This window comes from Aeromonas genomosp. paramedia (assembly GCF_023093515.1).
Taxonomy (GTDB): domain Bacteria; phylum Pseudomonadota; class Gammaproteobacteria; order Enterobacterales; family Aeromonadaceae; genus Aeromonas.
The window spans coordinates 92,030-110,512 of sequence record NZ_JAAROG010000020.1 but is presented as its reverse complement, the minus strand read 5'-3'; the positions used below and the strand labels follow the sequence as shown (position 1 = coordinate 110,512).

Here is an 18,483-nt window from a genome sequence, read left to right as displayed (position 1 = left end):
CGCCCCGGATGCCGACACCTGACGGGTGAGGGCACCCGGTGTCGGCCTCTTCCGGCCTCTTCCGGGCTACTTCGCCGGGGGCTTGATGCCGAGCCGGAACAGGGTGGCCTCAGTGGTATCGGTCAGCTCACCGACCCCCACCACGCTCCACAGCTCCTCCTCCAGCTGCTTGGCCTTGTGAATGGCGAACTTGGCGATGTAGTCCAGCTCCCCAGCGATGAAGCTGGTGTCGGGGCGACCGGTGCGGGAGATGCCGACCAGCACCGAATAGAACTCGCCCTGCTGCAGGGCCAGCTCGATGAAGCGGCGCTTCGCCTCCGGCGAGGAAAAGCTGCTGGCCAGGTGGCTGCGAAACAGGGGGGCACCGCCCCGGGAGTGCAGGCTGGCGATGTAGACCTCTTCTTCCTCCGGCTTGTCTTCCCGCGCCAGGGTGCGCAATGGGTTGAGCAGCACTGTCTTGAGCAGGGCCCCCTGGAACAGGGGGTAGAGGTTCAGCTGCTTCTCCTGCCCGGCGCAGGCCTGCAACAGGCCGGAGAGACTGCGCGGTCGGGGGGCCATGCCCACGGCGGAAGGCCTTGCGGCCGCCTTGAGCTTGTTGACATAGACCGGCGAGTTGAACAGGTGGTGGGTATAGAGGTTGCGCAGCGCCCGTGCCATGCCGCGGTAGCGCTTGTGCTCCCGGGTGGTCTTGAGCTTGTTCTGGTTGCTCTCTATCAGCAGGCTGAAGAACTGATGGCCGATGTGGCGCTGCGCCGTGCCTTCGATGCACAGATGCAGCACGGTACGGCTCAAATTGAGGCTGACCAGCCGATAGGGCAGGCGCTGCAAGTCCATGGTCTTGGCGAGCTCCTGCAACCTGGGCAGGGCGACGGTGACCGTCTCCCCCTTCTCCCCCTCGAATGCCTCCTCCAGCTCGATCTGCATGCCATGGGCCGAGATGTCTCGGGTCCAGCCGATCCAGGCGCGATCCTTGTGCCTGAGCACTATCGCCGTCTTGTGGACATAGCGGGCCTCCTTGCGCAGTTGCACATAGTGCAGCGTCTCTATCTCGAAGGGGGCTGCCTGGGTGTCGTGGCCGAAGCGTTGCAAGGCGTTGGCGTTGGGCTGCTGGTTGTCGTAGTGGAATTCGCTGCGCTGGTGGTCCAGCCCTATCTCCTGCAGCAGGCCGACATAGCCTATCTGGCCGAGGCGTTCGCGCAGCAGCATGTCCTGCAGCTGGTGCGACTCTCCCCGCTGGCTGTCGAGGTCGGCCTCATGCAGGGCGCAGGCCTCCAGGCTGAACTTGTAGACGCGCCAGCTGGGACGACGGGCACCGACCTGGAAGAAGAGGGCGGTCAGGCCGCTCTGCTGCAACTCTTCGCGGGTGGCGGAGAAGAAGTAGAGGTGACTGCGCACCGAGTGGGTGAAGCTGTAGATCAGGGTCTCGCGCAGCCCCCCTTTGGCGGGCAACAGGGAGGGCATGCGCGCCGCCGTGAAGAGGCTGGCGAGCATGTCGCGGTTCTTGGCGTCACGCCAGTACTCGAGGATGTGCTGGTTGTTCTCGGTGCGCAGGGCGATCTCGAGACCAGGGGCGTCGCCCTTGCCGAAGTAGAGCGGCATGCCGGTCATGCGCGGCAGGTAGAACTGCTCGTATCCCTTGATGATGGCGGCCGACAGCAGGTAGTCGACACTGACCCGATAGCGGCTGCGGTTGCGCTCGATGAAGTCGCGCAGGAACTCGTCGAAGGCGGGGTGCTCGCCGCATCGAACCAGCCGCAGCCAGAATTTCCCCTCTTTCTGCTCCTCTCCCAGGATCTGGTAGCTGATCGAGTCACGCAGCAGGGGGTGGGGGTTTTCCCGCTCCAGGCCGGTGAAGAAGACCTCGATGTGGTCGCCGGTCTGGTAGTCGGGCAGATGGGGGACCGAGGCCCGGATCCCGCCCAGAGAGATGTCCGAACTCTTGGCCTGCAGCTTCTCCCCGCTCGCCAGCTTGAGCACCATGGGGGAGCTGAAGTGCATCCGCTCCTCCTGCCGGCCGTAGTGGCTGGCGAAGGGGATGGCGTTGACGTCGAAGGGGCTGAACGGGCTGACGGGCAGGGAGAGGCTATCGCTGCGCCCCTGATTGAGCCTGTACCAGGCTTGCAGCGCCTCGTAGACCCCGAGGGTGTAGCTGTCCCGGTAGAGGTAGCACTGGGACTGGAACTGCTCGATGGCCTCGGCGGGCATGAAGTGGGTCACCCCTTCGAACTCGTGCACCTGGCAGAGAGCCCCCAGCTCGTTGCGCATGTCGATCACCCGCCGACAGGGGGTGCACTTGCGTTTGAGTTCCATCTTCAGCAGGAAGCGGCCGTTGGTATTCTCGTTTTGGGTCAGGCGGTTGAAGATCTCGTCGAAGTCCTTTTCCCGGAGCAGGGGGACAAGTTGTTCTATCAGGTGGAGTGGTTGTTCTGAATCCATGTATTCCTGCCGCGGAAAGTCACTTTTCCGATTCTGGGTTTGATCTGCCGGTCGCAAACCAGTATATCAAGCAGGAATTCATCCTGTCCCCGAGTTATCCATGGCCAAAAACAAAACCGCCTATGTTTGTTCCGAATGTGGCGCCGACTTCACCCGCTGGCAAGGTCAGTGCAGCGAGTGCAAGGAGTGGAACACCATCACCGAGGTCCGGCTGGGCGTCACTACCCCCGGCAAGAGTGCCCGCTACACAGGTTATGCCGGCGCCGTCGGCAGCCAGGTGCAGACCCTGGCCGAAGTGGCGACCACCGAGATCCCCCGTTTCAGTTCGGGCTTCAAGGAGCTGGATCGGGTGCTCGGCGGCGGTGTGGTGCCAGGCTCGGCCATCCTCATCGGCGGCAACCCGGGGGCGGGCAAATCGACCCTACTGCTGCAGACCATGTGCGGCCTGGCCCAGCGGATGAAGACTCTCTATGTGACCGGGGAGGAGTCCCTGCAACAGGTGGCTATGCGGGCCGGCCGGCTGGGCTTGCCCACCGACAAGCTGCGCATGCTGTCGGAGACCAGCGTGGAGCAGATCTGCATCATTGCCCAGCAGGAGCAGCCGCAGATCATGGTCATCGACTCCATCCAGGTGATGCATGTGGCGGATGTGCAGTCATCCCCCGGCTCCGTCTCCCAGGTGCGCGAATCCGCGGCCCTGCTCACCCGCTACGCCAAGCAGAACCATGTCGCCATCTTCATGGTGGGCCATGTCACCAAGGACGGTACCCTGGCCGGCCCCAAGGTGCTGGAGCACTGCGTCGACTGCTCCGTGCTGCTGGACGGTGCCCACGACTCGCGTTTTAGGACCCTGCGCTCCCACAAGAACCGCTTCGGTGCGGTCAACGAGCTTGGCGTCTTCGCCATGACGGGGCAGGGGATGAAGGAGGTGAGCAACCCCTCCGCCATCTTCCTGAGCCGCGGCGAGGAGCAGGCCCCCGGCTCTATCGTCATGGTGATCTGGGAGGGGACGCGCCCCCTGCTGGTGGAGTTGCAGGCGCTGGTGGACTACTCCCAGGTCTCCAATCCGCGGCGGGTGGCGGTGGGCATGGATCACAACCGTCTCGCCATGCTGCTGGCGGTGCTGCACCGTCACGGCGGCTTGCAGATGGCGGATCAGGATGTCTTCATCAACGTGGTCGGCGGGGTCAAGGTCGAGGAGACCAGTGCGGATCTGGCGTTGCTGCTGGCCATGGTCTCCAGCTTCCGGGATCAGCCCCTGCCCAAGGATCTGGTGGTGTTCGGCGAGGTGGGGCTGTCTGGGGAGATCCGGCCCGTGCCCTCCGGCCAGGAGCGGTTGCAGGAGGCGGCCAAGCACGGCTTCCGCCGCGCCATAGTGCCTCATGCCAATGCCCCCAAGCACCCCATCGAGGGGATGGAAGTGGTGCCGGTGAAGAAGCTGTCCGATGCCCTCGAGGCGTTGTAGCCACCTAAAAGAGAAACAAAAAGGAGCCAGTCAGGCTCCTTCTTCATTGCTGGCGGGTCAGGAGGGGGGATTGTGCTCCCTGTGCTCTTGCAGCAACTGCTCCAGCTCGCGATACAGCAACTGCTCTTCACCTATGTTCAGCTCCATCATCCGCTTGAGGTGGGTGGCGCTGTCGATGTCGATGTGGTGGCAGTAGAACCCCAGCTTCTTGCTGGCTTCGTGGGTCAGTTCGACCTGCATCTTGATCTCGATGTCACTGCCGCCCAGCATGAAGCAGATCTCGTACTCCTTGTCGTCGCTGCCGACCCAATCCTCGGGCCTGAGCAGCAGGGCACCCTGCAGGGAGACATCCACCAGCTGGGTACGCCACTGGCGCGCCCCCTGGGTCAGCTTGGCGGCGGTCAAATAGAAGATTCGGGTAAAGTGGCGGCGCTCGGCCATGTTCATCTCCGGTCTGCGTGGGAGCACAGTGCTAACCATCCATGCCACAGAGTGTAATGTAGCCGGCGCATCAGGATGTTGAACTGGCTCCGATATTGAACATCAGACCTGCTGGCGGCTGAGGGATTCGACCACCTGAAGCGCCTTGACCAGCCTGTCTTCCTGCTTGAACCTGTCCTCCAGCACGGGACCCAGCTGATTCAGATCCTCATCGAGCTGCAACAGCTGGGCCTCGTCGGCATTGCTGTATTTGTCGTTGAACTCCAGGGCAAACTCGGTGCAGGCACGGATATGGGGATAGATGCGTTTGGCCAGTTCCAGCTTGTCACCGCTGGCTTGCTCGAAGGCGGTGACCACGTGGTTGTAAATCTCGAAATGACCGGCGCTGACGTAGTCGACCAGTTGCTCGCAGAAGCGTTGCAGTTCGACATGACCGGGAAGGGAGCGTTGCTTGGACTTGGTGGGCATGAGCCCGGCCAGTCGCATGTACTCGACCAGCAATGCCTGCCTGGCATCCAGCCAGTCATCGATTGCCCTGTGCTTGCCTGCCAACGCGCGCTTGGTTTGTTCCAGTTCAGTTAACATAGTCCCTCCATGGGCATGGCATGAAGCGCGATGGCTGCAGGCCTTCGGTCATTCTCAGCGACTGACGACACTCCTATAACTAGGGAAAATCCTGTTGACCGTCAATAGGAGTGTGGGGATATTGTTACATCAGGCGGGGGTTTGCATACAAGTCTCCGTCGGTTTCTGGTCCCGTGTCGCCTGTCAGGAGGACGCAGGGGCGAGATATGTGACTATTTCCGCAGATCTTGATGAAAACCCCAGCATTCAAGCCAATCCGGCTGATAAAGCCTTTGCCTGAGTGTTTTTTTTTGAATAGAGTGGCCCGGTGCTAAATGCCCGATCATAAAGGAAATGTTATGAACAAAGCTCAACTTGTCGATGCAATTGCCGCCAAAGCAGACCTGAGCAAAGCTCAGGCCAAAGTTGCTCTGGAAGAGATCATCAATGGTATTACCCAGAGCCTGAAAGAGGGCGATGCCGTTCAGTTGGTGGGTTTTGGTACCTTCAAGGTCAACCATCGCGCGGGCCGCACCGGTCGCAACCCGCAAACTGGCAAAGAGATCCAGATTGCAGCCGCCAATGTGCCGTCCTTTGTGGCAGGCAAGGCGCTGAAAGACGCCGTCAAGTAATCGCGTAAAGTAATCAAATGAAACCCGGCGCCTGCCGGGTTTTTTCTTGCCATCTTCGTTAAAATTTGTTTCAGATACACTCAGGATATGGCATGCGCTGTAGTGAGGTGGATATGGAACAGAAAAATGCCATCCGGCAGGTGGCCGTGCCCTGGGCACCCTCCCGCCAACTTCCCCCCGGCCTGGTTGTGGCCGAACTGCATCAGGATATCTGGAGTGACAATCTGACGGTCGTGTTGGGGCGCGCCCGCAGCATAGACCTGCCGCCGCAGCCGCTGTGCCGGGTCAGTTTCCGCCATATCTTCGCCGTGAGGGTGATGGAAGATTGCGATCTGGCGGAAGGGCGGGACAGCCACGTCATCGAGGAGCAGATCCAGCTGATCACCCCGTCCCGTTTTGCCAGCTGGTTCCATCAGGAGTCCGATGGCCTGCACCTGGACGAGGACTTGCAGCACTATCGCATCTCGACCTGGGATTACTGCGCCGACGTGCTGACCTCCTCCCCTCCGGAATTGCAGTTTGTGGCGCTGGAGGAGTGAACGGGCGCCATCATCCAGATAAAAAAGCCGGAACATCGCTGTTCCGGCTTTTTCTTGCCTGAGTGGCTGGCGGGCTCAGCCGAGCAACTGCTCCCTGTGCAGACCGAGCACTATCAGGAGCCCGAGCAGATAGAAGGCGCTGAGCTTGATGCCGAGGATGGCCAGCATGCCGGCACAGAGGCGAACCAGCGCCTTGTGCAGCCAGGAACCGGTGAAGCGATACATGCTTACTCCACCGACTCGGCGCTGGCGAATTCCGGCACCTTGGCCATGGCGTCCAGCACCACCTGGATGCCGGCCCCGGGTTTGCAGGCGTTCTCGCTCAGGTGACGGCGCCAGGCGCGGGCCCCCTGCATGTTCTGGAACAGGCCCAGCATGTGGCGGGTCATGTGGGAGAGGTAGTTGCCCTTGGCCAGCTCCTGCTCCATGTAGGGCAGCATCATGCGCACCACCTCGTGGCGGCTCGGCACCTCGCCCCCCAGACTGAATACCCGGTTGTCGACCTCGGCCAGAATGTAGGGGTTCTGGTACGCCTCGCGCCCCATCATGACCCCGTCCACCTGCTGCAGGTGCTCCAGAGTCTGCTCGAGGGAGTTGACCCCGCCGTTGATGGCGATGGTCAGCTCGGGATAGTCCTGCTTGACCCGGTAGACGCGCGGGTAGTCGAGCGGCGGGATCTCGCGGTTCTCCCGGGGGCTCAGGCCGCTCAGCCAGGCCTTGCGGGCGTGGACGATGAAGGTCTCGCAACCGGCATCGCGCACCTGCTCGATGAAGGCCTGCAAGAATTCGTAGGAGTCCTGTTCATCGATGCCGATGCGGGTCTTCACCGTCACCGGAATGCCCACCACATCGCGCATCGCCTTGATGCAGTCGGCCACCAGGGCGGGCTCTCCCATCAGGCAGGCGCCGAAACGGCCGTTCTGGACGCGATCCGACGGGCAACCCACGTTGAGGTTGATCTCGTCATAGCCGCGCTCCTCGGCCAGCCTGGCACAACGGGCCAGGTCCGCCGGGTTGCTGCCACCGAGCTGCAGGGCGAGGGGATGTTCCTGCTCGCTGTAACCCAGATAATCCCCTTTGCCATGGATGATGGCGCCCGTGGTCACCATCTCGGTATAGAGCAGGGTCTGGCGGGTCATCAGACGGTGGAAATAACGGCAATGCCGATCGGTCCAGTCCAGCATGGGGGCGATGGAGAAGCGCTGCGCCTGCATAAAAATCATCCGAGTTGGCAAAATAAGGGGCCGGATTCTACCACAAGGTGAGACAGCCTCAGAAAATGAATTTTGTCGCCGCGCACAGGGGGCCCTGTGATAGTATCCGGCTAATTGACAGGGTATCTGCGTGAACATGAATCAAGACCTACTTCTACAACGAGCGGAACGTCTCTGCGACCAGCGGGGGATCCGTTTCACCCCGACCCGGCGCCAGGTGTTCCGGCTGCTTGCCGCCCATGGCAATGCCATCAGCGCCTACGATCTGCTGGCCCAGTTGCAGCAGACCGAGGCACATGCCAAACCCCCCACCGTCTACCGGGCGCTCGATTTTCTGCTCGAGCAGGGGTTCGCCCACAAGGTGGAGTCGCTCAATGCCTTCATCTTCTGCTGCCACTTCGACCATGCCCATCCCATGCAGCTGCTGATCTGCGATCGCTGCAAGGAGGTGGTTGAGCTGCACGATCCCGCCATCGACAGCGCCTTTTCCGAGCAGGCTCGCCAGCATGGTTTTACTATTACCAACAAGACCATAGAGGCCCATGGTCAATGTGCTCGTTGCTCTGACACAGTAGGAAGTGAAGATGAAGGCTGATTTTGTAAACCCGTTCCTGCTCTCCCTGCTCAATGTGCTCTCCACCATGGCACAGCTGGAGCTCAAACCCGGCGCACCCAAGCGCAAGACGGACGAGCTGGCGCGGGGGGATGTCTCCGGTCTCATCGGCATGGTGGGTCCGCAGACCCGGGGGTCGCTCTCCATCAGCTTCGAGAAGGGGCTGGCGCTGGAGATCATGCGCCGCATGCTGGGGGAGGCACCGGCCACCATCAACGAAGAGGTGACCGACATGGTGGGCGAGATCACCAACATGGTGACCGGCGGCGCCAAGCGCATGCTGGGGGAGAAGGGCTATGAGTTCGACATGGCGACCCCTATCATTGTCTCCGGTCCCAACCACACCATCACCCACAGGGCTGACGGTGCCAAGATCATGATGCCGTTCGATTCCGAGTACGGCCGTGCCACCATAGAGATCTGCTTCGAGTAACCGCCATGTGGACGATGCTGAAATGGAGTGTCATCGGGGGAGTCGTGCTGCTTATCCTGTCGGATATCCAGATCAGCACCTCCCTCCACAAGTACGAAGACAACAGCGTGCAGATCAACTTCCCGCGCTGGCAGAGTGAGCAGCCCTGGGGCACCCTGCGCTGGCATGCCGGCCAGGTCGAGAGCCACTGGTACGGGCTGGCCGGCAAACCCAGGCCGGCATCCGTGCTCTGAGCACTAACCCGATTTGCCATGCACCCGTTGCACAAACACAAATGAAAGAGGCCAGCGAAAGCTGGCCTCTTTTTCATGTCGTCGGGATGAGGATCAGGCGGCTTCGGCGGCCAGCTTGTCACCACCGCGCACCAGGGTGCCCAGGCCGCAGGCCAGCAGGGTGGGCAGCAACCAGGCCAGACCCTTGTCGAACAGAGGCAGGAAGGCGAACGCATCCATCTTCATGCCGGCAGCACCCAGACCGTCCAGGCAGCCGAACAGGAAGGCAACCAGCAGCACGGAGCGGAACACCAGGCGGGGACGCCCGAAGTAACCCTTCAGGAAGGTGACCAGCACCAGGGCCACGGCCACCGGATAGATGGCGACCAGCACCGGGATGGAGAGGCTGATGAGCTGGCTCAGGCCGACGTTGGCCACCACGGCGCAGACGACCCCCAGCAGCACCACCAGCTTCTGGTAGCTCACGCCGGTGAGGTTGTGGAAGAAGTCGGAGCAGGCGGAGATCAGGCCCACGGCGGTGGTGAAGCAGGCCAGGGTGATGATGGCTGCCAGGATGAACTGACCCGGCTGGCCGAACAGGCTCAGCACATAGGCGTTGACGATGGCGCCGCCATTGCTGACGTCGGTGGCGACACCGGCCGCGGTGTTGCCCAGCTGGAACAGGGAGACATAGACCACGGACAGGCCGATGGCGGAGATGATGCCGGCGATGGCCAGGTACTTGAACTGGCTCTGGTAATCGTGGATGCCTTTCTTGCGCAGCAGATCGACGATCAGGGCGCCAAACATCAGGGACGCCAGGGTATCCATGGTGTTGTAGCCTTCCAGGATCCCTTTCACCAGGGGGCTGTTCTGATAGTCGCCGGACGCGGCGGGCATGGAGCCCTGCGGTGCGACGAAGACGCCGACGGCCAGGGTCAGCAGCAGCAGCATCAGCACCGGGGTCAGGAATTTGCCGATGGCGTCCATCAGCTTGCCCTGGTTGAGGGAGACCAGGATGGCGATCCCGAAGAAGACCACTGTGTAGGCGGCCAGGCCGGATTGACCCATGTCACCGAGGAAGGGCTTGAGACCCATCTCGTAGGCCACCAGGCCGGTACGGGGGGCGGCGAAGGCCGGGCCTATGATGATGTAGATGGCGACAGCCAGCGCGGTGGCGACGCCTGTGGGCAGCAACTTGGTCATGCCGGCCCAGCCGTTGCCAGCCTTGGCGACGGCGAGAATGGTGATGAGGGGCAGGCCCACTGCGGTCACCAGGAAGCCCAGCATGGCCAGGGAGAGGTGCTCACCCGCCATGTAACCGGCCAGGGGCGGGAAGATGATGTTGCCTGCGCCCAGATAGAAGGCGAAGGTCATGAAGCCCAATCCGAGTACATCGGACAATGTGAGTGATTTCGTCAAGTTCAACCTCGTCTGTCTTGTAAACTATTGCTTGTTATAGTTTTTTATTGGTCAGTGACCGGCGTTGTTCAGGGGTAAAAAAAAGGAGCCCCGCTGCTTTTTTCATCGCCACCAGTGGTTTGAGCTGGTCTTGAGCGGGCGCTCGTTTGCTAGTCAGCATAATGATGTGAAAAAATAGTTCAAGGCGAAATTTACATCTTCAAATAGAAGGGGCAGGTTAGTTGGATGTATCTGTCGGAATAGCCTCCGGCAGTAGAATGGATCACAATTTCACCCTGCTCGCACCTGCTTAATCCTCTGCCAAGTAGCAATAAAACGCGATTTGCCTCTTTCCCCTCCCTGGTGATAACAGCTGTATAACAAAGGCTGTACAGATCATAATCTGCCGAGATGCATAAAATTTCATCAGCCATGGCGGTGGGCAGCACCAGCGCCAGCCGCCCATCCTGACTCAGCAGACGACGGCTTGCCGCCAGCAGCGCATGGGGATCGAGCGCGCCAGTGTGGCGGGCGAGCGCCCTGGCCGGATCGCTAAATACCTGACCTGCAACGAAATAGGGCGGGTTGGAGACGATGAGATCGTAAGGGGCCGCCCGATAATCCTGAATGGCGCTCTCTATGATGCTGACCCGGGCGGCCCAGGGGGAGGCCGCCACGTTGTCCCTGGCCTGCTCGGCTGCATCCTTATCCAGTTCCACCCCGTCGATCCGGCAGTCGTTCGTGCTGCGCTGGGCCAGCATCAGGGCGATGAGGGCGGTGCCGGTGCCGATGTCGAGGATCCGGCGGGCGTTGTCGACCGGCGCCCAGGCCCCCAGCAGTATGCCGTCTGTGCCCACCTTCATGGCACAGCGGTCATGGTCGATGTGAAATTGTTTGAAGGTAAAACCGCTGCTACGCCCCATCTGACCCTCGTTGCTCGTCTGCCATGGCGAAAATGGTCGGCGATTATAGCGGCTAAGCCACAGTCGCCATAGGAGCCGGCGGCATAATCGCCTATAATCTGCCGTTTCCTTAATGACCGAGTATTGCCATGAGCCAGTCCTTTGATGATTTCGACCTGAATCCAGCCCTCAACCGGGCCTTGGCCGAGATGGGTTTCACCCGCCCCACCACCATTCAGCAGATGGTGCTGGAGCCAGCCCTGGACGGCCGCGATATTCTGGCATCCGCTCCGACCGGTACCGGCAAGACAGCCGCCTTCCTGCTGCCCGCCATGCAGCACCTGCTGGACTTCCCGCGTCGCAAGCCGGGCCCGTGCCGCATGCTGATCCTGACCCCGACCCGCGAGCTGGCGCTGCAGGTCAGTGCCCATGCCAGGGCGCTGGCGGTGCATACCCATCTCAGCATCGAGACCATCATCGGCGGCGTCAGCCATGAGGAGCAGTTGCCGGCCCTGACCAAGACCACCGACATAGTCGTGGCCACCCCGGGTCGCCTGCTGGAGTACATAGAGAAGGAAGAGTTCGAGAGCCACGACATTGAGGTGCTGGTGCTGGATGAAGCGGACCGCATGCTGGACATGGGCTTCATCAAGGATGTGAACCGCATAGTGGCAGAGGCCCGCTACCGCAAGCACACCATGCTCTTCTCCGCCACCCTGGAAGGGGCCGGTCTCGAGAAGTTCGCGAGCGAGATCCTCAACGATCCGGTGGAGCTGCATGCCGAGCCGCCCCGCAGCGAGCGCCGCCCCATCACCCAGTGGGTGCACCTGGCCGATGATGCCGCCCACAAACTGGCGCTGCTGATCCACATTCTGAAGGATCCCCAGACCCAGAAGGCCATCGTCTTCGTCAAGACCCGCGAGCGGCTGGCGGAGCTCTCCGGCCAGTTGCAGGCCGCCGGCGTCCCCTGTGCCTGGATCCGTGGCGAAATGGAGCAGAGCAAGCGCGTCGAGTCGATCCGCAAGTTCCATGAAGGGGAGGTACCCTTCCTCATCGCCACCGACGTGGCCGCTCGTGGCATCGACCTGCCCAACGTCAGCCACGTCATCAACTACGACATGCCCTACGGCACCGACGTCTATGTGCACCGTATCGGCCGGACCGGCCGCGCCGGCAACCGGGGCTGCGCCATCAGCCTGGTGGAAGCCCACGACATGGCCATGGTGGCCAAGATTGAGCGCTACACCGAGGAGCGTCTCAAGCGCCGGGTGATCGAGGAGCTGCGTCCGAGACACAAGGAGGCGCGGGTGCCGGTGAAGAAGAAAAAGCCGAAGGATGGCAAGAAGAAGAGCGCCAAGAAGAAAAAGAAGTAATGCCCATCGACGCTGCAACGGCCATCCTCGGATGGCCGTTTTGCTGCCTGTCACCCGGGCCCGAGCCGATGTGGTGATAAGCGCGCAGAAAAAAGCCGACGCATGAACGTCGGCCAACAAAAAGTGCTTACAACAGAGGATTCATAGGTTCAGACCCGGGGATCCCGAACTTGGTTCCCTCCATTTGTAATTAATTTTCAGCGCGCTTGAACATCAGGGTGCGATCGTCGGACTCTTGTGGCACGAAATAGTAGCCAGCCTCATTGAACCCGGTCAGCTGGGTCACCTCGGTCAGCCTGTGCTTGATGATGTGGCGAGCCATCATGCCGCGGGCCTTCTTGGCGTAGAAGCTGATGATCTTGAACTGGCCGTTCTTCTCGTCCTTGAACACCGGCGTCACTATGCGGCCCTTCAGGGCCTTTGGGCGAACCGACTTGAAGTATTCGTCGGAGGCCAGATTGATCAGCACCTCGCTGCCCTGCGCGGCCAGCGCCTTGTTCAGGTGCTCGGTGATGATGTCGCCCCAGAACTGGTAGAGATCCTTGCCGCGCTCGTTGTCGAAGCGGATCCCCATCTCCAGCCGATAGGGCATCATCAGATCCAGCGGTCGCAACACCCCGTAGAGGCCGGAGAGCATGCGCAAGTGCGCCTGGGCGAAGTCTAGGTCCGCCTCGCTGAAATCCTCCACGGCCAGGCCGGTGTAGACGTCCCCCTTGAAGGCCAGCAGCGCCTGGCGGGCATTGCTCGGGGTGAAGTCCGGCTGCCACTGGGCAAAGCGGGCGGCGTTGAGCCCCGCCAGCTTGTCGCTGATCTTCATCAGGCTGGCGATCTGATCCGGGGTCAGCTGCCTCGCCCTGTGGATCAGCCGGACGGAGTGATCCAGCAGCTCGGGCAGGGTGAAACGGGAGGTCACCAGCGGCGACTCGTAATCCAGCGTCTTGGCCGGGGAAACCACAATCAGCATAACTGTCCTTTACTAGCGGTGACGCACGCCCCTCATTCATCCAGGGTCACGTTGTCGAGTGTGCCTGCACCCAGCTGCTCGCGACCCGACAGCTTGATCAGCAGTCGCAGGTCGTTGGCGGAGTCGGCATGGGCAAGGGCCTCACTGTAGCCAATTTGGCCGGCGCAGAACAGGGCGAACAGCGCCTGATCGAAGGTCTGCATGCCGAGCTCGCCGGATTTGGTCATCACCTCCTTGAGTCTGTGCACCTCTCCCTTGCGGACTATGTCGGTGATGAGCGGGGTGTTGAGCAGTATCTCGAAGGCGGCGACACGGCGCTGCCCGTGCAGGGAGGGTAGCAGTTGCTGGGCGACGATGGCGCGCAGGTTGAAGGAGAGATCGAACAGGAACTGGCGATGCTTCTCCTGCGGCACCAGGTGGAGGATGCGATCCAGCGCCTGGTTGGCATTGTTGGCGTGCAGGGTGGCGAGACAGAGGTGGCCCGTCTCGGCAAACTGGATGGCCAGCTCCATGGTCTCCTGGGTGCGGATCTCGCCGATGAGGATGACGTCCGGTGCCTGGCGCATGGAGTTCTTGAGGGCCACGTCGAAGGATTCGGTGTCGATTCCCACCTCCCGCTGGGTCACCAGGCAGCGCCCATGCTGGTGGACGAACTCCACCGGATCCTCCACCGTCAGTATGTGACCGTCGCCGTGCTGGTTGCGGTAGCCGATCATGGCCGCCTGGGTGGTGGATTTGCCGGCCCCGGTGGCGCCGACGAACAGCACCAGGCCGCGCTTGGCCATGGCGACCTCCTGCAGTATGGGGGGCAGCGTCAGCTCCTCGAAGGTGGGAATGCGGGTCTCGATGCGGCGCAGCACCATGCCCGGCAGGTCCTGCTGCCAGAAGGCGCTGACCCGAAATCGCCCCAGCCCCTCGCGGTGGATGGCGTAGTTGGCCTCCCGGGTGCGCAGGTAGCGCTCGAAGTGCGCCTCGTCCAGGCTCTCCCTGACCAGGGCCAGCGCCGCCTGCTTGTCCAGCGGGCTCCCCCCGAGCGGCGCCAGGCGCCCGTTGACCTTGAGGGTGGGAGGGGCATCGACCGTGATGAAGAGATCCGAGCCCTTTTGTTCAACCAGTGCGGCGAGCAGAACATCCATGTTCATAGCGACTCCTTGGGTGTGAAAGTGTCTTAAATGCTGTTGGGATCGGCCGCCTTGGCCCTGGCGTCCAGGGCGGCAACCACGCCCCGGTTGACCAGCTGCTTGAGGCTCTGATCCATGGTCTGCATGCCGTGGGTCATCCCGGTCTGGATGATGGAGTAGAGCTGGGCGACCTTGTCTTCCCGGATCAGGTTTCGCACCGCCGGGATCCCCAGCATGATCTCGTGGGCCGCCACCCGGCCACCGCCGATCCGCTTGAGCAGGGTCTGGGAGATGACAGCCCGCAGGGACTCGGAGAGCATGGAGCGCACCATGTCCTTCTCCGAGCCGGGGAAGACGTCGATGATACGGTCTATGGTCTTGGCCGCCGACGAGGTGTGCAGGGTGCCGAACACCAGATGACCCGTCTCCGCCGCCGTCATGGCGAGGCGTATGGTCTCCAGATCGCGCATTTCCCCCACCAGTATGATGTCCGGGTCTTCACGCAGGGCCGAGCGCAGGGCGTTGGCGAAACTCTTGGTATCGCGATGCACCTCGCGCTGGTTTACCAGGCAGCGCTTGTTCTCGTGCACGAACTCGATGGGATCCTCGATGGTGAGGATGTGGTGGTGGAAGTTGTCGTTGATGTAATCGACCATGGCCGCCAGGGTGGTTGACTTGCCCGAACCGGTCGGGCCCGTGACCAGCACCAGGCCGCGGGGAAACTCCGCTATCTTGCGAAACATCTCCGGCGCCCCCAGATCTTCCAGGGTCAGGACCGTGCTCGGTATGGTACGAAACACGGCGCCAGAGCCCCGCGCCTGCTGGAAGGCGTTGACCCGGAAGCGCGCCATGCCGGGCACCTCGAAGGAGAAGTCCACCTCGAAATTCTCCTCCAGCTCCTTGCGCTGGTGGTCGTTCATGATGTCGTAGATGAGGGCGTGTACTTCACGGTGATCCAGGGCGGGCAAATTGATCTTGCGAACCTCCCCATCAACCCTGATCATCGGGGGAACCCCGGCCGAGAGGTGTAGATCCGAGGCCTTATGCTTTACACTGAAAGCCAATAACTCTGTGATATCCATAGATTTGTTATTCTCCCATCACAAGATCACGAACGAAATATGAGCCAGATTGCCCAGCACCTGCTTCAGGTAAAGGAACGTATTGTAGAGGCTGCACGGCGAGTTGGCCGTGGCGCCGATCATATCCAGCTGCTTGCGGTCAGCAAGACCAAGCCGCTTGAAGACATCCAGGCCGCCTATGCCGCCGGTCAGCGCCGCTTTGGCGAATCCTATGCCCAGGAGGCCGCGCTCAAGATTGATGCCCTGCGTGAGCAGGCCGCCTGCCAAGACATAGAGTGGCACTTTATCGGCCCGCTGCAATCGAACAAATCCAGGCTGGTGGCGGAGCGATTCGATTGGGTGCAAAGCGTCGATCGTGACAAACTCATCGAGCGCCTCAACAACCAGCGTCCAGCCGGGTTGGCACCGCTAAATGTCTGTCTGCAAATCAATATTAGCGGAGAGAGCAGCAAATCCGGTACGTCGGAGCAAGAGATTTTCCGGCTGGCCGCCCTGGTTGCCCAGAGCGGGCGACTGGTGCTGCGTGGCCTGATGGCCATCCCGGAGCACACCAGCGACGAGGCGGTGCTGGCCGCGCAGATGCTACGCATGCAGGCTCTGTTCACCGAGCTTGCGCAACAATACCCGAGCGTCGACACCCTTTCGATGGGCATGACCGAGGATCTCGAGGCCGCCGTCGCCCATGGCAGCACCATGGTCCGGGTCGGCACCGCCATCTTCGGTGCCCGTGATTATTCATGAACAGAAGCACGCGGTGCCGCCTCTCCCCGCCTTCGCCGGTGCGGGCACACCGCCGTATTGGAAGCCAATAACAGGAGTGTGTGATGCAACATAGAACCCTCGCCTTTATCGGGGCGGGCACGCAGGGCTCCGCAGTCATTTCATCAGCAGGAGTGCAAGATGCAGCATAAGAGAACCATCGCCTTCATCGGGGCGGGCAACATGAGCCGCAGCATCATTGCCGGTCTGATCCAGGCCGGTTATCCGGCCGGGCGGATCACTGCCGCCAACCCCAGCCGCCCCAAGCTGGACGCGCTGGCCGACCAGTTCGGCATTCGCATCACCCAGAACAACGCCGAGGCGGCCCGTGAGGCCGAGGTCATAGTGCTGGCGGTCAAACCCCAGCTGATGGCGGCCATGCTGGAGGCGCTGGTGGCCGAGCTGGGCTCCCTTGAGGGCAAGCTGCTCGTCTCCATCGCCGCCGGCATCAAGGTCGCGCGGTTGCAGGAGATGGCGGGGGGCCACGGCCGCATCATCCGCACCATGCCCAATACCCCCTCCCTGCTGGGATTGGGGATGACGGGCCTCTATGCCCCGAGCGGCATAGAACAGGTGGATCGCGACTTCGCCGAGCAGATGATGCAGGCCGTCGGCAAGACCCTCTGGGTCGCGCAGGAGAGCGGCATCAACGGCGTCATCGCCGCGGCGGGCAGCGCCCCGGCCTACTTCTTCCTGTTCATGCAGGGGATTGCCGAGGAGGCGGAGGCCATGGGCTTCACTCCCGAGCAGGCCCGTCTGCTGGTGCAGCAGACCGCTCTTGGCGCCGCCGCCATGGTGGAGCAGAACCCCGAGCTCTCCCTGCAGACCCTGCGCGAGCAGGTCACCAGCAAGGGCGGCACCACGGCCGAGGCCGTCAGGACATTCCAGGAGCAGGGGCTGAAGCCACTGACCGCTCGTGCCATGCAGGCGGCCGTCACCCGGGCCGCCGAGATGGAAACCCTTTTCTGAACCTTTTTAGCAAGGAGCCCGGATGAACACGGCTTACTTTTTGATTAACACGATTTTTGATCTCTACCTCATGGTGGTGCTGCTGCGCGTCTGGTTGCAGTGGGCCCGCGCCGATTTCTACAACCCCATGAGCCAGATGGTGGTCAAGGTGACCAATCCCCTGGTGATCCCGCTGCGCCGCATCATCCCCGGCTTCGGCGGGCTGGACATGGCCTCGGTGCTGCTGGCGCTTATCATCGCCTTCGCCAAGCTGGCGCTGCTCAAGAGCATGAACGTGCTGCTGACCGACTGGCTGACCCTCAGCCTGTTTGCCCTGCTTACTGTGCTGAAGAAGACGGGCTCCATGATCTTCTGGGTGCTGCTGATCCGCGCCATCCTGAGCTGGGTCAGCCAGGGCCGCAACCCCATCGAGTACGTGATGCATCAGCTGACCGAACCCTTCCTGGCCCCTATCCGCCGCATACTGCCGGCGCTGGGTGGCCTGGATCTTTCCGTGCTGGTCGCCTTCATCGCGCTGCAGGCCATAAACTATCTGTTGGGGGATCTGTTCGGTCAGCTGTGGTGGATGATCTGATGCCAGCCGTCCTGCTGGAAGGGGACGCGCTGATACTGCACCTGATGATCCAGCCCAAGGCGAGCCGGGATCAGATCGTCGGCTTGCACGGGGACGAGCTGAAAGTGGCCATCACGGCGCCGCCGGTGGATGGCCAGGCGAACAGCCATCTGATCAAGTATCTGGCCAAGCAGTGCAAGGTGGCCAAGGGGCAGGTCCGCATAGTGCGGGGGGAGCTGGGACGGCACAAGACGGTCGCCATCGAGGCACCAAGACAGATCCCCGCCGAGATCGCCGCCCTGCTGGAGAGTGGAACAGGAAAAGGATGACATCATGAAAACAGTCTGGATGAGCTGCCTGCTGGCGCTCTTGATGACGCTGCCGGTGCGGGCCGAGCAGATGAAGGAGCTGGGCCCCTGGCAGGTTCACTACAGCGCCTTCAACTCCAGCTTCCTCACCCCTGAGGTGGCCAAGGCCTATGGCCTGGAGCGCAGCCGCTACAACGGCATCGTCAACATTGCGGTGCAGAACAAGCAAGGGGTGGCTCAGGCGGTGGGCATAAGCGGCGAGGCCAAGAACCTCACCGGCACCATACGTACCCTGAGTTTCCAGGAGGTGAAGGAGGGGGACTCCATTTACTACCTGGCGGTGCTGCCCTACCGGAACGAGGACACCTACCAGTTCACCCTGAAGATCATGGGGGAGGGGCAGCAGCAGACGCTGACCTTCCAGCAGACCTTCTACGTCGACTAGCTGTCCGGATGGGATGAAAATGCCCCGACCCCACAGGTTCGGGGCATTTTTTTATCC

Annotated in this window: 22 protein-coding genes; 12 read left to right on the top strand and 10 right to left on the bottom strand. The window is 61.8% G+C overall.

Features of this window, described 5'->3' with window-relative positions; translation table 11 throughout:
• Nucleotides 1–66: 66 nt before the first annotated feature.
• Nucleotides 67–2,436 carry a PilZ domain-containing protein gene (locus HB860_RS16075; RefSeq protein WP_247627280.1) on the bottom strand — a complete coding sequence of 790 codons (2,370 nt, stop codon included), beginning with the start codon at nucleotides 2,434–2,436 and terminating at the stop codon, nucleotides 67–69.
• Between the two features lie 100 nt (nucleotides 2,437–2,536).
• On the opposite strand from HB860_RS16075, the gene radA reads away from it, so the two are divergent.
• Nucleotides 2,537–3,901 (top strand): DNA repair protein RadA, encoded by a 1,365-nt coding sequence (radA, locus tag HB860_RS16070; RefSeq protein ID WP_025325651.1) that lies wholly within the window; start codon nucleotides 2,537–2,539, stop codon nucleotides 3,899–3,901.
• 57 nt (nucleotides 3,902–3,958) lie between these two features.
• Here radA and HB860_RS16065 read toward each other — a convergent pair whose 3' ends face one another.
• Both HB860_RS16065 and rsd read right to left on the bottom strand, forming a co-directional pair.
• On the bottom strand, nucleotides 3,959–4,342 hold the full coding sequence (locus HB860_RS16065; protein ID WP_247627438.1) for a PilZ domain-containing protein: 384 nt from the start codon (nucleotides 4,340–4,342) through the stop codon (nucleotides 3,959–3,961).
• A 102-nt stretch (nucleotides 4,343–4,444) separates the two neighbouring features.
• Nucleotides 4,445–4,927: a sigma D regulator gene (gene rsd / locus HB860_RS16060; protein ID WP_139436892.1), complete on the bottom strand. Its 483-nt coding sequence runs from the start codon at nucleotides 4,925–4,927 to the stop codon at nucleotides 4,445–4,447.
• 338 nt (nucleotides 4,928–5,265) lie between these two features.
• Here rsd and hupA point away from each other — a divergent pair, with 338 nt between their 5' ends.
• Entirely contained in the window at nucleotides 5,266–5,538 is a 273-nt protein-coding gene (gene hupA, locus HB860_RS16055; protein WP_005305063.1) for a nucleoid-associated protein HU-alpha, read from the top strand.
• 113 nt (nucleotides 5,539–5,651) lie between these two features.
• Entirely contained in the window at nucleotides 5,652–6,077 is a 426-nt protein-coding gene (locus HB860_RS16050; protein ID WP_106887789.1) for a hypothetical protein, read from the top strand.
• 75 nt (nucleotides 6,078–6,152) lie between these two features.
• On the opposite strand, the gene HB860_RS16045 is transcribed toward HB860_RS16050, so the two are convergent.
• On the bottom strand, nucleotides 6,153–6,302 hold the full coding sequence (locus HB860_RS16045) for a hypothetical protein (protein ID WP_106885023.1): 150 nt from the start codon (nucleotides 6,300–6,302) through the stop codon (nucleotides 6,153–6,155).
• Nucleotides 6,303–6,304: 2 nt separating this feature from the next.
• A complete protein-coding gene (gene dusA / locus HB860_RS16040; RefSeq protein ID WP_247627279.1) occupies nucleotides 6,305–7,291 on the bottom strand; it encodes a tRNA dihydrouridine(20/20a) synthase DusA in 987 nt (328 codons plus the stop codon).
• Nucleotides 7,292–7,427: 136 nt separating this feature from the next.
• Here dusA and zur point away from each other — a divergent pair, with 136 nt between their 5' ends.
• Genes zur through HB860_RS16025 form a run of 3 tightly spaced genes read left to right on the top strand, consistent with a single transcriptional unit; the run spans nucleotide 7,428 to nucleotide 8,570 of the window.
• On the top strand, nucleotides 7,428–7,886 hold the full coding sequence (zur, locus tag HB860_RS16035; RefSeq protein ID WP_139436890.1) for a zinc uptake transcriptional repressor Zur: 459 nt from the start codon (nucleotides 7,428–7,430) through the stop codon (nucleotides 7,884–7,886).
• Complete coding sequence (locus tag HB860_RS16030; protein WP_025325657.1) at nucleotides 7,876–8,337, top strand: chemotaxis protein CheX; 462 nt, start codon at nucleotides 7,876–7,878, stop codon at nucleotides 8,335–8,337. Before zur ends, HB860_RS16030 begins: the two co-directional genes overlap by 11 nt.
• Before the next feature lie 5 nt (nucleotides 8,338–8,342).
• Entirely contained in the window at nucleotides 8,343–8,570 is a 228-nt protein-coding gene (locus tag HB860_RS16025) for a hypothetical protein (protein ID WP_247627278.1), read from the top strand.
• A 93-nt stretch (nucleotides 8,571–8,663) separates the two neighbouring features.
• Here the strand turns inward: HB860_RS16025 and brnQ are convergent, their stop codons facing one another.
• Nucleotides 8,664–9,926 (bottom strand): branched-chain amino acid transport system II carrier protein, encoded by a 1,263-nt coding sequence (gene brnQ, locus HB860_RS16020; protein WP_247627437.1) that lies wholly within the window; start codon nucleotides 9,924–9,926, stop codon nucleotides 8,664–8,666.
• Between the two features lie 236 nt (nucleotides 9,927–10,162).
• Entirely contained in the window at nucleotides 10,163–10,873 is a 711-nt protein-coding gene (locus HB860_RS16015) for a tRNA1(Val) (adenine(37)-N6)-methyltransferase (RefSeq protein ID WP_247627277.1), read from the bottom strand.
• A 128-nt stretch (nucleotides 10,874–11,001) separates the two neighbouring features.
• Between HB860_RS16015 and srmB the strand changes: the two genes are divergently transcribed.
• Complete coding sequence (gene srmB / locus HB860_RS16010) at nucleotides 11,002–12,225, top strand: ATP-dependent RNA helicase SrmB (RefSeq protein WP_202047435.1); 1,224 nt, start codon at nucleotides 11,002–11,004, stop codon at nucleotides 12,223–12,225.
• Nucleotides 12,226–12,415: 190 nt separating this feature from the next.
• On the opposite strand, the gene yaaA is transcribed toward srmB, so the two are convergent.
• The 3 genes from yaaA to tapT are packed head-to-tail and all read right to left on the bottom strand — an operon-like array spanning nucleotide 12,416 to nucleotide 15,392.
• Nucleotides 12,416–13,189, bottom strand: a complete 774-nt coding sequence (gene yaaA, locus HB860_RS16005) for a peroxide stress protein YaaA (protein ID WP_247627276.1) — start codon at nucleotides 13,187–13,189, stop codon at nucleotides 12,416–12,418.
• Nucleotides 13,190–13,221: 32 nt separating this feature from the next.
• Nucleotides 13,222–14,331 carry a PilT/PilU family type 4a pilus ATPase gene (locus HB860_RS16000; protein ID WP_247627275.1) on the bottom strand — a complete coding sequence of 370 codons (1,110 nt, stop codon included), beginning with the start codon at nucleotides 14,329–14,331 and terminating at the stop codon, nucleotides 13,222–13,224.
• A gap of 26 nt (nucleotides 14,332–14,357) precedes the next feature.
• Complete coding sequence (gene tapT, locus HB860_RS15995; RefSeq protein ID WP_139436883.1) at nucleotides 14,358–15,392, bottom strand: type IVa pilus ATPase TapT; 1,035 nt, start codon at nucleotides 15,390–15,392, stop codon at nucleotides 14,358–14,360.
• A gap of 39 nt (nucleotides 15,393–15,431) precedes the next feature.
• On the opposite strand from tapT, the gene HB860_RS15990 reads away from it, so the two are divergent.
• The 5 genes from HB860_RS15990 (at nucleotide 15,432) to HB860_RS15970 (ending at nucleotide 18,426) form a co-directional block, all read left to right on the top strand.
• A complete protein-coding gene (locus tag HB860_RS15990; protein ID WP_202047431.1) occupies nucleotides 15,432–16,133 on the top strand; it encodes a YggS family pyridoxal phosphate-dependent enzyme in 702 nt (233 codons plus the stop codon).
• Nucleotides 16,134–16,292: 159 nt separating this feature from the next.
• Nucleotides 16,293–17,120, top strand: coding sequence for a pyrroline-5-carboxylate reductase (gene proC, locus HB860_RS15985; RefSeq protein ID WP_247627274.1), 828 nt, complete (start codon nucleotides 16,293–16,295; stop codon nucleotides 17,118–17,120).
• Between the two features lie 22 nt (nucleotides 17,121–17,142).
• Nucleotides 17,143–17,694 carry a YggT family protein gene (locus HB860_RS15980; protein ID WP_202047429.1) on the top strand — a complete coding sequence of 184 codons (552 nt, stop codon included), beginning with the start codon at nucleotides 17,143–17,145 and terminating at the stop codon, nucleotides 17,692–17,694.
• Nucleotides 17,694–18,002 carry a DUF167 family protein YggU gene (gene yggU / locus HB860_RS15975; RefSeq protein ID WP_247627273.1) on the top strand — a complete coding sequence of 103 codons (309 nt, stop codon included), beginning with the start codon at nucleotides 17,694–17,696 and terminating at the stop codon, nucleotides 18,000–18,002. The genes HB860_RS15980 and yggU overlap by 1 nt, the downstream gene beginning before the upstream one ends.
• A 4-nt stretch (nucleotides 18,003–18,006) precedes the next feature.
• Nucleotides 18,007–18,426 (top strand): DUF4426 domain-containing protein, encoded by a 420-nt coding sequence (locus HB860_RS15970; protein WP_025325669.1) that lies wholly within the window; start codon nucleotides 18,007–18,009, stop codon nucleotides 18,424–18,426.
• Nucleotides 18,427–18,483 lie beyond the last annotated feature (57 nt).